Here is a 14,773-nt window from a genome sequence, read left to right on the forward strand (position 1 = left end):
ATCCTTGTTATTCTTAATTGAGTTCATTCACATACGCAACAAACTTGCGACCACGCTCAGGATAACCCGAGAACATATCAAAACTTGCGCATGCAGGAGACAATAGCACGACATCATGTGCCTGGGTGTGCTTTTGGCAGATTTCTACCGCCTGCTGCAGGCTGTCCGCATGGATGAGTTCAGTCGTACCCGCAATCACTGCTTCAATGAGGGGACGATCTTCACCGATCAATACCGCTACTTTGGCATATTTGCTTAATGATTCACGCAAGGCCTTAAAGTCCTGCCCTTTGCCCTGCCCACCGAGAATAATCGCGACCTTACCGCCTTGAGCTTCAATCGCCATGCCCAGACCATCTAGCGCAGCTAAAGTTGCACCGATATTGGTACCTTTGGAGTCGTTATAATAGCGTACGCCCTGTACTTCCTTGACGAATTCACAGCGATGTTCCAGACCTTTAAAAGTCTTTAAAGTGTTCAGCATACTTTCTAGTGGCAAACCAATCGCTTCACCCAGTGCCAGACAGGCCAAGGCATTGGCAACATTATGCGTGCCCTGCATATACATCTCGCTACTTTTCAGCAGACGCTCACGACCACGCGCCAGCCAGATGCTGCCATCGGTATCCTTAAGAATACCGTACTGGTTCATATCCGGTGCATTCAAACCGAAACTTTGCATCGGGGTCACATCTGGGACCAAAGGACGGGTCAAAGAGTCATCACGGTTATAGACGACTTTTTTCACACCCTGGAAAATCCGGTGTTTCGCCGTGTGATAACCCATCATATCGCCATGACGATCCAGATGATCTTCACTCATGTTCAATACCACCGCGACTTCAGCCGCCAGATTTGAGGTGGTTTCCAGCTGAAAACTGGACAGCTCGAGTATATACAGCTCAGGATCATCTTTGGTCAGGTCTAGCGCAGGACGGCCCAGATTGCCACCGACAGCGACTTTTTTGCCTGCATCCGCTGCCATCAGGCCAATCAAGGTAGTCACGGTACTTTTGGCATTAGAACCGGTAATCGCCACAATGGGCTTATCCGTAGCACGGCGTAAAATCTGGATTTCACTGACTACGGGAATACCCTTGTTAATCGCTGCCTGAATTTCAGGAAGTTTAGGGTCAAGCCCGGGGCTAATCACGATTTCTTCTGCAGACAGCAATAACTCTGCATCAAACTGACCAAAACTGGTCTGAACCTCAGCCGGAATCTGGTCATGTCCTGGCGGGTTAGCTCTAGAATCTGTTACTGCAACGCGGTAGCCCTGACTATGCAAGAAATTGACTGCTGCAACACCTGATATTCCGAGTCCTGCAACGACTTTTAACCCACCACGTTGTATTAACATTTTCGCCCCATATTTTGGTCTATTTTGAAACTGACGAAATGGTAGCACTTTGCTGTTTTGAATGCCTTTTCTGATTGGCTTTTCTGCACATTTTTTTGTGTCCATGCGTAAAAAAAACCGTCATGATCATGACGGTTTTTAAAATTCAGCCAGAACAGGAAATTATTTCCATTTTACCGCTTGTTGAGCCGGCTTTACGTCTGAACCTTTTTCTGAAACCGGACAGGCACAGTTGCCACCGCAGCCTGCCGCCACACCCGGTTGCAGCCATTTGGCCAGACGCTGCCAGCCCTTGGCTGCACAGGCATCAGACAGCTTCTGGAAGACTGAGTTAGAGGTGTTCGGAAACACCTTTTTGAATACGACCAGCATGCTCCAAAGCACCAGTGCTGTCACAATTAGAATTTCAATCATCTCAATCTCCCATACATATAAAATGCAGCAAATTCAATTGGCCAAGGCCAAGTTGAGATTTAGCCCAAATAATATGAAGCAATTTGATAAGTCAGGAATGACATAAAATATGCCAGACCAAACAGGTAAACCGTCATGATACTGACAGTTTTCCAGGAACCGGTTTCACGTTTAACCGTTGCCAGAGTCGCCAGACAGTGTGGTGCATAAATAAACCACACCAGCAAAGACAAACCTGTCGCCACTGACCAGCCTAGATCACCTCCACCGCTAATCAGTGCAGCCAGACCTTCAGACATTGCATCTTCATCAACTGCCGACATCGCATAGACTGTGCCCAGTGCTGCAACGACCACTTCACGCGCTGCCATTGCCGGAATCAGGGCAATACAGATCTGCCAGTTAAAACCGAGCGGTGCAAAGATCGGTTGCATCAGATGACCGAGCATCCCTGCCAATGAATAATCAATCGCTGGCAGGGTTGCCCCTTCTGGTGGCTGTGGGAAAGTACACAGGAACCACAGTACAATCGATAAGGCGAAGATGATGCCACCGACACGTTTCAAGAAGATTTTGCCGCGATCCAGCAAGCCGATCCAGACGTTCTTCAAGTCCGGAAAACGGTAGCTTGGCAGTTCCATCAGCAGCATGTGCTGTGATTTATCTTTGTGGAAGAATTTCAACACAAAAGACACCAGCAAGGCACTCACGATACCCGCCATATAAAGACCAAACAGCACCAGACCTTGCAGATTGAGGAAACCCCAAACAGTTTGTGCCGGTATGAATGCTGCAATCAGCAAGGCATAGACTGGCAAGCGCGCCGAACAGGTCATTAAGGGGGCAACGAAAATCGTGGTTAAACGATCTCGTGGATCACTAATGGTACGCGAAGCCATAATCCCGGGAATGGCACAGGCAAAGCTGGACAATAATGGAATAAAGGCACGTCCTGATAAACCGGCTTTAAACATCAGCTTATCTAATAGAAAAGCAGCACGCGGTAAATAACCTGATTCTTCCAGTACCAGAATAAAGAAGAACAGAATCAGAATCTGCGGCAGGAACACCACCACGCCACCGGCACCGGCAATAATCCCGTCCACCACCAGACTATTCAGTAAGGGATGGGAAATATATTCGCCGAGGAACTCACCAAGCCAGCCGAAGAAGGTTTCAATGCCATCCATAAACGGAGCAGCCCAGGCAAATACAGCCTGGAAAATCACAAACATCATGACGGCCAGACTAATTAAGCCCATTACCGGATGCAGAAAAATCCTGTCAAGGAAATCGGTACGTTTATCTTCCTGATCGACGAAATTGACCACGTCATTCAGAATGTTTTCCACGCGCTGGTGACTGTTACCTTTCAAGCCACTGAGTTCGGTCTGCGGTACAGAATACTTGCCCTGATCTAGCGCATTTTTCAGATTTTCTATGCCTGAATTACGTACAGCCACCGTTTCTACCACAGGCACGCCCAGTCGTTCGGACAGCTTCTGGGTGTTGATCTGCATGCCACGTCGGCGTGCTTCATCCATCATGTTCAGCACAACCAGCACCGGACGGCCCAGCTCAATCATTTCCAGTACCAGACCCAGATGCAATTTTAGATTAGTGGCATCCACCACACATAAAAATGCATTCTGTTCCTGCTCTTCAGCAATTTTACCTTGTACGACATTACGGGTAATCTCTTCATCCGGACTGGTCGCATCCAGACTATAAGTTCCGGGCAAATCCAGTACCCGTACCGCTTTGCCTGAAGCAAGCTGAAATGTACCGACTTTACGCTCAACCGTGACACCTGCATAGTTGCCGACTTTCTGGCGAGTTCCGGTTAAATGGTTGAATAATGAAGTTTTACCGCAGTTAGGGTTACCGACAAGGGCAATACGTAATGTATCACTCATGCCGACACCGCCTGCTCGATTTCAATTTTGGCTGCTTCTGATTTACGCAAAGCAAAACGTGTAAATCCAACTTGAATCAAAATGGGATCTCCACCAAAAATACCTTTAGTAATCACCTGTACCTTCGTACCGGGCACAAAGCCTAGAGTTTCCAGGCGACTCGCTACAACATCGTTGAGAGCACCTTCACCATCAGCCGTTCGACTTACTTTTCGGATGATGGCTGTTCGTTTTGCTTTTAAATCAGACAAACGCACCGTGAAAATTCCTGAACTATTTTGGACAGTATACAAACAAATGAGAATAATTAACAAATAAGATTGATTACATGCTGAATTAGTTTCATATCACATCGACAGTTTGGTGAAATTAAACTACAGTGGAGAATATCTATTAAATTCATCGCTTTTTCAGATCAGATCTTTTCACTCTATGCTGAATAAAAAACCTCGTATTCCCGCCCCTGTCCAAATTCCTGAAGTATTCAGCTATTTACAGGGTTTTCGTGACTATCTGATTGCGCAAACGGTCAGCCCGCATACCCGCAACGCCTATCTGTCCGATCTGATGCAATGTGCAGAATGCCTGAGCAAACCCTTGCCACAATGGAGTCATGATGATATTTCCGATGTGCTGATTGCACTGACCAAACAGCAAAAAAGTCCGCGTTCGATTGCCCGCTGCCTGTCTGCTTTGCGTTCATTTTATAAATTTCTGCGTGAGCAAAAACTGCGTAGTGACAATCCGGTTGCTGCACATAAAACCCCGAAACTGGGCCGGGCCTTACCCAAAGATCTCTCCGAAACAGATGTAGAAGCCCTGATTCATGCCCCGAATATCAACACGGCATTAGGACTGCGTGATCGCGCCATGTTTGAAGTACTGTATGCCTGCGGACTCCGGGTGACCGAACTGATTAACTTGCGTCTGGAACTGATCAACTTAAAACAGGGATATTTACGCATTGTCGGTAAGGGCAATAAAGAACGTCTGGTACCGATGGGCCAAATGGCCTGTGAATGGGTAGAAAAATATTTAACCGAAGCCCGTCCACAATTATATAAAACTTCGACCGATTATCTGTTTCTGACCCAGCATGGCGGCATCATGAGCCGACAGAATTTCTGGTATGCCATTAAGCGTTATGCACTGCAGGCCGGAATCCAGGCCGAACTGTCCCCACATACCTTGCGCCATGCCTTTGCCACTCATTTACTCAACCATGGCGCAGACTTACGCGTGGTACAGATGTTGCTTGGACACAGTGACCTGTCTACCACCCAGATTTATACCCATGTGGCACAGGTCCGAATGCAGCAGCTGCATGCAACCCATCATCCACGTGCTTAAATCGAAACCAGACCGAATAAACTGAGAAGTTTGACGTGTTTGCATTTTTTTTTGTTATGCTAATGCTCTGTTTTCAGTCCAAGAAGAAAAGGGTTATTTATGACATTTGCCCGCTCAAAAATTTTTATGGCTTGCACACTTGCTGCTGGTTTGGGTCTTGCTGCATGTTCCAACTCCAATAACGAAGCTAAAAAGCAAGATACACTGACTGCAAGCGCACCCGCAACGGGCGAAGCGTCTACCCTCACCGAACGTAATGCACAACAGCGTTTGGTTTCTACTCTGGAAAAGCATTTCAAAACTGCCGGTATCAATGCCAAGATCACCGATATTAAAGCGACCGAGGTGCCGAACCTGTACTGGGTCAGCCTGGAAGGCATGTCTGCGGTCTATGTAACCAGTGATGGCAAATATCTGATTCAGGGTGATGTGATCCGCCTGGGAGACAAACAGCTACATAACGTCAGTGAAAGTCTGCAAGCCGGGATCAACAAAAAACTGTTTGATGGACTGAAAGCTGAAGATCTATTGATTTATCCAGCCAAAGGCAAAGCCAAGCATGTGGTCTATGTATTTACCGATGTCAGCTGTCCGTATTGCCATAAATTTCATGAGCAAATGGACGAGATGAATGCCAAAGGCATTGAAGTGCGTTATATCGCCTGGCCACGTGGTGAACAGCATATGCCGGCCATGGAAGCGATCTGGTGCAGTGCCGACCGCCGAAGTGCATTTGACCAGGCGATTGCGGGTGCACAGATCAGTGCAGCCAAATGTAAAAATCCTGTTCAGGATCAATATCAAATGGGTCTGAATATAGGTGTAAATGGTACCCCTGCAATTTATAGTTCAGAAGGAATTTATCTGGGGGGTTACCTGTCTGCCGCTGAGTTATTGAACCGGCTTAAATAACTCATTTTAATACGTTATTTAACTTTAATTTATAAATAAAGATATTCTGAAATGACCCTAGAGTCAGGCAGTTTTTTTAGCTATGATCTAGGTTCTTGTAAAAAACTGTGTAATTTGGAGTGTGACGTGAAACCAGTTCGTCTGGCAATCCTCGGTCTTGGTACTGTAGGTGGTGGTGCCTTGAAACTATTAAAAGAAAATGCTGCTGAGATTAAACGTCGCACCGGTCGTGAAATTGAAATTACCTATGTAGGCACCCGTCGTCCACGTCCTGATCTGAATCTACCGGCATCAGTCAAACAGAGTGCAGACTTGATGGACATCGTACGTCAACCTGATGTAGATGTGGTGGTGGAAGTCATGGGTGGAATTCATCCTGCTTTCGAAATTATTATGGAAGCCATGAAACATGGCAAACATATCGTGACAGCCAATAAAGCACTCTTGGCTGAACATGGTAATGAACTGTTTAAGGCGGCTGAAGACAATGCCGTGCAAATTGCCTATGAGGCGGCAGTTGCAGGTGGTATTCCCATTATTAAAGTGATTCGTGAAGGTCTGGCAGCCAACAAGATTGAATGGCTGGCAGGGATTATTAACGGTACTGGTAACTTCATTCTCAGTGAAATGCGTGAAAAAGGTCGTGCTTTTGACGATGTGCTGAAAGAAGCACAGGAACTCGGTTATGCTGAAGCCGATCCAACCTTTGATGTTGAAGGCATTGATGCTGCGCATAAACTGACGATTCTAGCTTCATGTGCATTTGGTATACCGCTCCAGTTCGATAAAGTATTTACTGAAGGCATCAGCAAAGTGACTGCGCAAGACGTGAAATATGCAGAAGACTTGGGCTTCCGTATCAAACACTTGGGTATTGCACGCCGCACAGATGCCGGAATCGAATTACGCGTTCATCCTACTTTAATTCCAGATGACCAGCTAATTGCCAATGTGAATGGCGTGAAAAATGCCGTGCTTGTTCAAGCCAACGCGGTCGGTCCAACACTGTATTACGGGGCTGGTGCAGGTGCTGGTCCAACAGCTTCTGCAGTAGTCGCAGACGTTGTGGATATTGTCCGTGATATTATTTACACCGAAGACGGTGCAGGAACCATTCCACAACTGGCCTTTGAAGCCCTGACCGATTTACCGATCTTAACTCGTGAACAAATGACGACCGGCTATTACATCCGTATTAATGCCGAAGATCAAATGGGCGTGCTTGCCGATGTCACCACGATTTTAAGCCGTGCCGGGATCAGTATCGATGCTATCATGCAGCAACCACGCTTAAAAGACCTTATTCCTATCGTGATTCTGACTGATCCAGTCAAGGAATCAAAAATGGATGAAGCCCTTCAACAAATTCAAGCATTACCCGTCATTCATGGCGAAATTGTACGAATTCGTTTAGAATCGCTTGATAATTAATCGGGTCGAGGGGACACTCTTCCCTCGCCAAGCTCTACACACAATTGGAACATCATCATGTCGAATGCCAATCGTTATACTGGTTTAGTTGACCGCTATCGCGACCGTTTACCAGTGTCTGCAACTACTCGTGCGATCTCTTTGGGTGAAGGTAATACTCCGCTGATCAAGCTTGAGAATATTCCACGCATCATTGGTAAAGACGTTGAAATCTATGTGAAGTACGAAGGCTTAAACCCGACTGGTTCATTTAAAGACCGTGGTATGACCATGGCAGTAACCAAGGCGGTTGAAGATGGTTCTAAAGCCATCATCTGTGCTTCTACCGGGAATACCTCAGCTGCTGCTGCTGCCTATGCGGCACGTGCAGGCATCAAAGCCTTCGTTTTAATCCCGGAAGGCAAAATTGCTATGGGTAAAATGGCACAGGCGATGATGTATGGTGCGATCACCATGCAAATTCGCGGTAACTTCGATGACGGTATGCGTCTGGTTAAAGAAGTTGCAGATCAGGCACCGGTAACGATTGTAAACTCAATTAACCCTTACCGTTTGCAAGGTCAAAAAACCATTGCTTACGAGATCGTTGAAGCTTTAGGTCGTGCTCCGGATTACCACTGCTTGCCAGTCGGTAACGCGGGTAACATCACTGCACACTGGATGGGCTATACCGAAGCGGTTGCCAACCAGTCGAAAGAAGAATTTGAGCAAGTCGTTTACGATGCTGAAAATGATGCTTTCACGGGTCCTAAACCGGCAGGTTTGCCAATCATGGCAGGTTACCAAGCCTCTGGTGCTGCACCGTTCCTTCGTGGCGGTCCAGTAGAAAACCCGGAAACTGTTGCAACTGCGATTCGTATCGGTAATCCGCAAAGCTTCAATCATGCTAAAGCGGTTGTTCGTGATTCGAACGGCTGGTTTGATGAACTGACTGATGCGGAGATTCTTGAAGCTCAACGTCTGCTTTCTATGTATGAAGGTGTATTCGTAGAGCCAGCATCTGCTGCATCTGTAGGCGGTGCCATCCGTGATATTAAAGCGGGTAAAATTGCAGAAGGCTCAGTGATCGTATGTACCGTAACGGGTAATGGTCTGAAAGATCCTGACACCGCAATTAAACAATGTGCTGATGCCGTAATGTTGTCGATTGATGCAACTATGGCTCAGGTAAAAGACTCAATTCTGTCAAATATGTAATTTCTGTCAGCATAAAAAAAACCCTGCGATTGCAGGGTTTTTTTATGAACCAATAAATTAGATTCGTTTTGGTTGCTGAGTTACCCAAGTCATTAAACGGGTGGCATCATTCGTGCGTGCCTGCGAACTGTTAGCCCCCAATAATACCACTGCCACCGGACGGTTATTCAGGGTCGTGTGCATTACAACACAGCGCCCTGCTTCATTAATAAAACCGGTTTTAGAAATATTGATATTCCAGCCGCCATTGCGTACCAGTGCATTGGTATTATTGGATTTCAGCACGCGGTAGCCCAAGTTAAAGTCATAGCTTGGTGTTGTTGAGAACTGGCGAATCAGGCCATATTGAGAAGCAGTATTCACCAAAATCCCCAAGTCACGGGCGGAGGCCACATTACCTGGATGCAAACCTGTTGATTCCATAAAGTGAGTAGAATTCATCCCGAGTTCTTTGGCTTTTGCATTCATTTTGGCAATAAACGCTGAGCGACCACCAGGATAAGTACGTGCTAAAGCTGCCGCAGCCGGATTTTCAGACTTCATCAGGGCAAATAACAATGCTTCAGCACGGTTCATACTATCCCCTGCTCTTAAAGTCGAGCTTGAGCTCTTGCACCCTGAGCAGGAAAAATCAGCCTGTTGCAAGGTGATTTTTTCTGACATATTCAACCGTGCATCTGAAATGACCACGGCTGTCATTAATTTGGTAATGGATGCAATCGGATAGGCAGTATTGGTATTTTTACTAAACAGCACTTCACCGGTTTGTGCATCCATGACCAGTGCAGCCCGTGCATTTACAGAAGGTTGATTACTAAAATGATTAGTATCAATAATCTGTGGTGCGGTATAGGCTGGCTTGACTGCTGCTGGCGCTACTGTTCCGGCCGGACGCAAAGTAGTCATCACTGTAGCTGAACCAGGTGGCGAAGGTTCGTTGGCAGATGCATTAAAATCATCGCTCATTAACTGGTTAACTTCTTCAGAAGACCAGCTGATACTGGATCCGCCCTCTGCTGTGCCAGAATTCATAATGATCTCGGCAAAACTTGTCGTGCTCATGCTGATTAACACGGACAGGCCGAGTAGATGCCTTAGAGACTTGTTTATTTTCTTCATTATTCCTTCACTCAACTAACAGAGGTAAGATTGATTTGCGTATTACCTCTAATATGCCTTACATTTAAACACAATCCTGAACATTTTTTGTTCTTGACACTGTGTGCTAGGTTTCAGATTTAATCTTGCGAATAGGATTGCTAATTTTGTACTTTCATTGCAAGCTTATTTTGCTTTATGTAACAAAAAAATGATTTTTTTAATAGAGGGAGAGTATAGGTGATCACAGTTTTAGTTGTGGACGACCATGAATTAGTACGTACTGGAATTTGCAGAATGCTGGAAGACCATGCGGAGGTTCAGGTAATTGGCCAGGCTGAATCTGGTGAAGAAGCAATCTCTCTGGTTCGTCAACATCATCCGAATGTAGTGCTATTAGATGTCAACATGCCGGGTATTGGCGGCGTAGAAACTACGCGCCGCCTGCTACAGACGGCGCCTGAAACCAAAGTACTAGCGGTCAGTGGCCTGGCAGAAGAACCTTATCCCTCTTTACTTCTTAAAGCAGGTGCCAAAGGCTATATCACCAAGGGAGCACCCATTACGGAAATGGTACGGGCGATTAATAAAGTCATGCAAGGCGGCAAATATTTTAGTGCCGACATTGCCGAGCAGCTCGCCAGTTCTTACCTTTCCGATACACAGCAGTCGCCTTTTGATGCACTTTCAGAACGGGAAATGCAAGTGGCCATGATGGTGGTTAATTGTATCAGCGCCCAGGAAATTGCCGACAAACTCTTTGTCAGTGTTAAAACCGTGAATACCTATCGTTACCGTATTTTTGAAAAACTGAATATTGACAGTGATGTCAAACTGACTCATCTGGCCATGCGCTATGGGCTGATTAAACCTTAGCCTTTGGTGAATCATGGTGCATATGGCACAACAAAAAAACTATGCTGAACTGAATCAATACCATCTAGGTATCTGGTATAGCGCTTATCGCCTGCTGATCAGCACTGGTCTGCTGCTGATTTTTCTGCTGACCTATCCCGAACTGAATACAGATTACCAATATCCGCAGCTGTATTATTATGCACTGGGAGTCGGGATAGCGATCAATACTGTACAGCTGTTTGCATTGAAATGGATCAGACATCTGATCCAGCCGCAGCTGATCATGATTTTCTTTAGCGATGTCTGCATTTTAAGTTTGCTGACCTTGGCCAGTGATGGCCCTAATCTGCAGATCGGACTGCTGTTTGTAATCACCATCTTTTCTGCATCCTTATTATTGGATGCAAAAAAGGCCTTGGTGGTCACGCTGGTTGCTGTTATCAGCGTAATTTACCAGCATTTTATCGGCAGCATTTTTGCATTTTCTTCGCTGAGTAATATCAGTAATAGTGCCTTACTGGCTTTTTTATTCTTTATGGTTTATGGCACCGGACAAATTGCCGTACGCCGTTTTCAGATTCTGGAAAATCTAAACTTTTCTCAATCTCTAGAACTGTATCGCTTACAGAATATCAACCGCTATATTCTGGAACAGATCGAAACCGGCTATCTGGTACTGGATGAAAACTATCATGTGGTACTCAGCAATCCTGCCGCCTGCAATCTTCTGGGAATTGAATCCAAATATGGTCATGAGAAGTTTACCCTATACCACTCACAACCTGATTTATTTGAACTGATCCAGTTTGAAACGCTGGAAAATGGTGAGCGTTTTCAGTTTGAATCCCAGCAAAGTCGCTATAACATTCATGTGCAGGTACAAAAGTTGATTGTACCGCACCAGACCCTCATGCTCCTTGTGTTGCAGGATGCCAAAAAGCTGAATCAGCAGGTGCAACAGCTCAAACTTGCTGCTTTAGGTCAGCTCTCTGCCAGTATTGCGCATGAAATTCGCAATCCCCTGGCAGCCATTGTGCAGGCCAATGATTTATATCTGGACTCGGAAACTGAACAGCAACAGCTACTCCAGCAGATGATTGGCCGACAGGCCACCCGGATTGACCGGATTATTCAGGACACACTGAATATGGTCAAAAATAAAGAAACCCATCCGGTGCCGATTCATCTTAATGAATTTATCCCGTTATTTATCCAGGAAGATCTGGCTGATATTCGCGATCAGATTCAATTTAATATTGATATCCCCCTCATGATTCAGTTTGATGAAGCACAGTTCCGGCAAATCCTGATTAACCTGATTCGTAATGCCATTCGCCACAATGCAGCAGATGCAGCCTATATTCAGCTGAATGTGCATCCCTATGAACATCGGGTCTGGATTGACATACGAGATTTTGGCTCGGGCGTGGCTGTACATGACCAGGCCTTACTGTTTAAACCCTTTTTTAGCACTTCAATTAGCGGTACCGGATTAGGACTGTATTTATCACATAGTTTTTGTGAAGCAAATCAGGCACAATTAAACTATATACAACAAGAACAGGGCGCATGCTTTCGCATCAGCTGTCAACGTATCACGCTATAAAGGGGTCAAGGAAGATGAATGGGGAACAACAACCACTAGTACTCTTGGTGGATGATGAGGAAGATTTATGTACCCTCATGCAAATGTCACTACTGCGTATGGGAATTAGTACCCACATTACTCATCGACTAGAAGATGCTAAAAAATATCTTGCCAATCATCAATATGATGCCTGCCTGACTGACCTGAACCTGCCCGACGGCAATGGTCTGGAATTAGTGGACTGGATTGGTAAGCTCTATCCCGCAGTTCCGGTCGCGGTCCTGACTGCCTATGGCAACATGGAAATTGCCATTGCTGCACTCAAAGCAGGGGCTTTTGATTTTGTCAGTAAACCGGTTAACCAGAAACACCTGGAACAGCTACTCCAAAAGGCCCTGAATAAACCGGTAGATTATTCGCATAATAATCCGAATGAAGCGCTCGAACATAAAATGCTGATTGGACAATCCCTGCCGATTCAGCAATTACGTATTACCTTACAAAAAATTGCCCGATCCCAGGCACCGGTTTTTATTACGGGTGAATCCGGCACTGGCAAGGAAGTCGTGGCCAATCTGGTCCACCGCCTGAGCAACCGCAATGAAGGGCCTTTTATTGCAATCAACTGTGGTGCCATTCCGACTGAACTGATGGAAAGCGAACTGTTTGGACATAAAAAAGGCAGCTTTACCGGCGCTGCGCAGGACAAACAGGGCCTGATTCAATCTGCACATGGCGGCAGCCTGTTTCTGGATGAAATTGCAGAACTGCCACTTTCCATGCAGGTCAAACTGTTACGTGCCGTACAGGAAAAACGTATTCGTCCACTCGGTTCAGATACCGAAATTGATGTGGATTTCCGCGTGATCAGTGCTACCCATCAGGATCTGGAAGCCTTGGTGCAACAAGGAAAATTCCGTCAGGATTTATATTTCCGTATTCATGTCATGGATCTGACTTTACCGCCGCTGCGCGAACGCGGCCAGGACATTCTGTTACTGGCTGAACACTTTATTCAGAAAATTTGCCAAGAATGGGGAATTCCCAATAAAAAACTGACTGAACGCAGTAAAGAGTTTTTATTGGGGCAATATTACCCCGGTAATGTACGTGAATTGCGTAATATTATGGAACGTGCAATTACCTTGAGTGATGAAGAACGGATTGATCTTCAGCATCTGCAGAGTGCACCCCTACGTCAGGCACTAAACAGCTCTCAGGAGATAAATACACTTACGAGCGAGATCATTGCGACCGAAACCCTGATTGCCCCTAGAAAGCTGCCTGAAGAAGGATTGGAGCTATATCTGGAAAAGGTGGAAAAAGAAATTTTACTGAATGCGCTGAATATGACCCACTGGAATCGGACACTGGCCGCCAAGAAACTCGGCATGTCGTTCCGTTCCCTGCGCTATCGTTTAAAAAAGTTCGGACTCGATACTGAAGAAGACGAATAATTATTTTTGCTGGAGCAGCAAGTCTGTGACATGGTCCAGATAGCTCTCCTCACGCATCTCCTGCTTGAATGGATAATTGAAATGCGGCTGTATTCCCCGCCCTTCAATCATCTGTCCGCTCGGGCTAAAGTACTGCGATACGGTCATCTGTAGAGCCGAACCGTTGCTTAAAGGAAAGAGTTTTTGTACCACCCCTTTGCCATAGCTTTTTTCACCCACTACCCAAGCACGGTTATGCTCTTTTAAGGCGGCAGTAAAGACTTCTGCTGCAGAAGCCGAGCGGTTATTAATCAGAACCCCAACTTTCAGATTCTGAAACTCAAAACTCGGCAAGGCCTGAAATTGCTGGTTACCTTCAGCCCGGCTTTTGGTCGATACAATCACGCCCTGATTCAAAAATAAATCGGCAGATTCCACTGCTGCAGAGAGTAAGCCCCCCGGGTTATTGCGCAGATCAAATAATACGGCTTTTAAGCGTTTATCCGAATAACTTTCAATCAGTCGTTTGATTTCATTGGCAGTATCTTGCTGAAAAACTTTAACCTGTAAAACCAGGACCTGATTATTGTGCAAGCTCGATTTAATTTCGGTATCCAGCTTGGTATTGCGTACCAGACGAAAGGCCGGACTTTGGGGAGAAAGCTGAACCGTGAGCGTAGAGCCAACTGCTCCACTGAGTAATTGCCGGACCTGCACCTGATTCAGGCTGCTTAATACCTGATCGTCAATTTTATAAACGGTGACACCATTTCGCAGACCCTGTTTGGCTGAATCGGCGTCGTCACTCAGACCTCGAATCACCCATTGCTTCAGTCGTGGATCAAACTGCAGGTCGAAATCAATGCTGGCCAGCTCTCCTTCGGTATATTCACGCAGCTGTTTATAATCTTCAGGAGACAAATAACGGGAATAGCGGTCCAGGCCACTGACCAAGCCCTGAATGGCCTGCTGAAACAAGGCATCGTCATTTTTATCTTGAATATAATTGTCTTTTACAATGCCATAAATTTGTACGAATTCCTGAATGGAAGCCACAGGAATTTCAGAATACACCTGTCCATTCATTTCCATATCATCGAATGCCGGCTCGTCGGAGCCGGCACTCCAGGCTGAATGACTCAAACACATCAGTAAGCATAGTATTACGACAGACTTCCAGCGTGTTCTTGTCATTCTTTTACCTTTTCAGAAT

13 protein-coding genes are annotated in these 14,773 nt (G+C 45.9%); 7 read left to right on the plus strand and 6 right to left on the minus strand.

Going from position 1 to position 14,773, the window contains the following annotated elements; genetic code table 11:
- Nucleotides 1-13: 13 nt before the first annotated feature.
- The 4 genes from murD to VXQ92_RS11145 all read right to left on the minus strand — a co-directional run bounded on the left by murD (nucleotide 14) and on the right by VXQ92_RS11145 (nucleotide 3,947).
- Nucleotides 14-1,360, minus strand: coding sequence for a UDP-N-acetylmuramoyl-L-alanine--D-glutamate ligase (murD, locus tag VXQ92_RS11130; RefSeq protein WP_416681652.1), 1,347 nt, complete (start codon nucleotides 1,358-1,360; stop codon nucleotides 14-16).
- A gap of 162 nt (nucleotides 1,361-1,522) precedes the next feature.
- Complete coding sequence (locus tag VXQ92_RS11135) at nucleotides 1,523-1,774, minus strand: DUF6587 family protein (RefSeq protein WP_005248417.1); 252 nt, start codon at nucleotides 1,772-1,774, stop codon at nucleotides 1,523-1,525.
- Nucleotides 1,775-1,833: 59 nt separating this feature from the next.
- The gene (feoB, locus tag VXQ92_RS11140; RefSeq protein ID WP_416681656.1) at nucleotides 1,834-3,690 is read right to left on the minus strand and encodes a ferrous iron transporter B; all 1,857 of its coding nucleotides are present in this window, start codon (nucleotides 3,688-3,690) and stop codon (nucleotides 1,834-1,836) included.
- A complete protein-coding gene (locus VXQ92_RS11145) occupies nucleotides 3,687-3,947 on the minus strand; it encodes a FeoA family protein (protein WP_416681659.1) in 261 nt (86 codons plus the stop codon). Before VXQ92_RS11145 ends, feoB begins: the two co-directional genes overlap by 4 nt.
- Before the next feature lie 175 nt (nucleotides 3,948-4,122).
- On the opposite strand from VXQ92_RS11145, the gene xerD reads away from it, so the two are divergent.
- From xerD to thrC, 4 genes are all read left to right on the plus strand, one after another.
- The gene (xerD, locus tag VXQ92_RS11150) at nucleotides 4,123-5,040 is read left to right on the plus strand and encodes a site-specific tyrosine recombinase XerD (protein WP_416681662.1); all 918 of its coding nucleotides are present in this window, start codon (nucleotides 4,123-4,125) and stop codon (nucleotides 5,038-5,040) included.
- Between the two features lie 99 nt (nucleotides 5,041-5,139).
- A complete protein-coding gene (locus VXQ92_RS11155; RefSeq protein WP_144723558.1) occupies nucleotides 5,140-5,952 on the plus strand; it encodes a DsbC family protein in 813 nt (270 codons plus the stop codon).
- A gap of 126 nt (nucleotides 5,953-6,078) precedes the next feature.
- Complete coding sequence (locus tag VXQ92_RS11160; protein ID WP_064094657.1) at nucleotides 6,079-7,383, plus strand: homoserine dehydrogenase; 1,305 nt, start codon at nucleotides 6,079-6,081, stop codon at nucleotides 7,381-7,383.
- Nucleotides 7,384-7,440: 57 nt separating this feature from the next.
- On the plus strand, nucleotides 7,441-8,580 hold the full coding sequence (gene thrC / locus VXQ92_RS11165) for a threonine synthase (RefSeq protein ID WP_416681665.1): 1,140 nt from the start codon (nucleotides 7,441-7,443) through the stop codon (nucleotides 8,578-8,580).
- A gap of 57 nt (nucleotides 8,581-8,637) precedes the next feature.
- Here thrC and VXQ92_RS11170 read toward each other — a convergent pair whose 3' ends face one another.
- Nucleotides 8,638-9,699, minus strand: coding sequence for a serine hydrolase (locus VXQ92_RS11170; protein WP_064094659.1), 1,062 nt, complete (start codon nucleotides 9,697-9,699; stop codon nucleotides 8,638-8,640).
- Between the two features lie 219 nt (nucleotides 9,700-9,918).
- On the opposite strand from VXQ92_RS11170, the gene VXQ92_RS11175 reads away from it, so the two are divergent.
- From VXQ92_RS11175 to VXQ92_RS11185, 3 genes are read left to right on the plus strand one after another with little or no spacing between them, the layout of a single operon-like run.
- Nucleotides 9,919-10,554, plus strand: coding sequence for a response regulator (locus VXQ92_RS11175; protein WP_064094660.1), 636 nt, complete (start codon nucleotides 9,919-9,921; stop codon nucleotides 10,552-10,554).
- 22 nt (nucleotides 10,555-10,576) lie between these two features.
- The gene (locus VXQ92_RS11180; RefSeq protein WP_416681669.1) at nucleotides 10,577-12,142 is read left to right on the plus strand and encodes a sensor histidine kinase; all 1,566 of its coding nucleotides are present in this window, start codon (nucleotides 10,577-10,579) and stop codon (nucleotides 12,140-12,142) included.
- A gap of 14 nt (nucleotides 12,143-12,156) precedes the next feature.
- On the plus strand, nucleotides 12,157-13,581 hold the full coding sequence (locus tag VXQ92_RS11185) for a sigma-54-dependent transcriptional regulator (protein WP_416681671.1): 1,425 nt from the start codon (nucleotides 12,157-12,159) through the stop codon (nucleotides 13,579-13,581).
- On the opposite strand, the gene VXQ92_RS11190 is transcribed toward VXQ92_RS11185, so the two are convergent.
- Nucleotides 13,582-14,754 carry a S41 family peptidase gene (locus VXQ92_RS11190; RefSeq protein WP_416681673.1) on the minus strand — a complete coding sequence of 391 codons (1,173 nt, stop codon included), beginning with the start codon at nucleotides 14,752-14,754 and terminating at the stop codon, nucleotides 13,582-13,584.
- Between the last annotated feature and the right edge of the window lie 19 nt (nucleotides 14,755-14,773).

It is taken from the genome of Acinetobacter sp. 228 (assembly GCF_048147885.1).

Coding starts and splice junctions, on each gene's coding strand:
- murD (WP_416681652.1), bottom strand. CDS start 1,360: ATGTTAATACAACGTGGTGGGTTAAAAGTCGTTGCAGGACTCGGAATA.
- VXQ92_RS11135 (WP_005248417.1), bottom strand. CDS start 1,774: ATGATTGAAATTCTAATTGTGACAGCACTGGTGCTTTGGAGCATGCTG.
- feoB (WP_416681656.1), bottom strand. CDS start 3,690: ATGAGTGATACATTACGTATTGCCCTTGTCGGTAACCCTAACTGCGGT.
- xerD (WP_416681662.1), top strand. CDS start 4,123: ATGCTGAATAAAAAACCTCGTATTCCCGCCCCTGTCCAAATTCCTGAA.
- VXQ92_RS11155 (WP_144723558.1), top strand. CDS start 5,140: ATGACATTTGCCCGCTCAAAAATTTTTATGGCTTGCACACTTGCTGCT.
- thrC (WP_416681665.1), top strand. CDS start 7,441: ATGTCGAATGCCAATCGTTATACTGGTTTAGTTGACCGCTATCGCGAC.
- VXQ92_RS11170 (WP_064094659.1), bottom strand. CDS start 9,699: ATGAAGAAAATAAACAAGTCTCTAAGGCATCTACTCGGCCTGTCCGTG.
- VXQ92_RS11180 (WP_416681669.1), top strand. CDS start 10,577: ATGGCACAACAAAAAAACTATGCTGAACTGAATCAATACCATCTAGGT.
- VXQ92_RS11185 (WP_416681671.1), top strand. CDS start 12,157: ATGAATGGGGAACAACAACCACTAGTACTCTTGGTGGATGATGAGGAA.
- VXQ92_RS11190 (WP_416681673.1), bottom strand. CDS start 14,754: ATGACAAGAACACGCTGGAAGTCTGTCGTAATACTATGCTTACTGATG.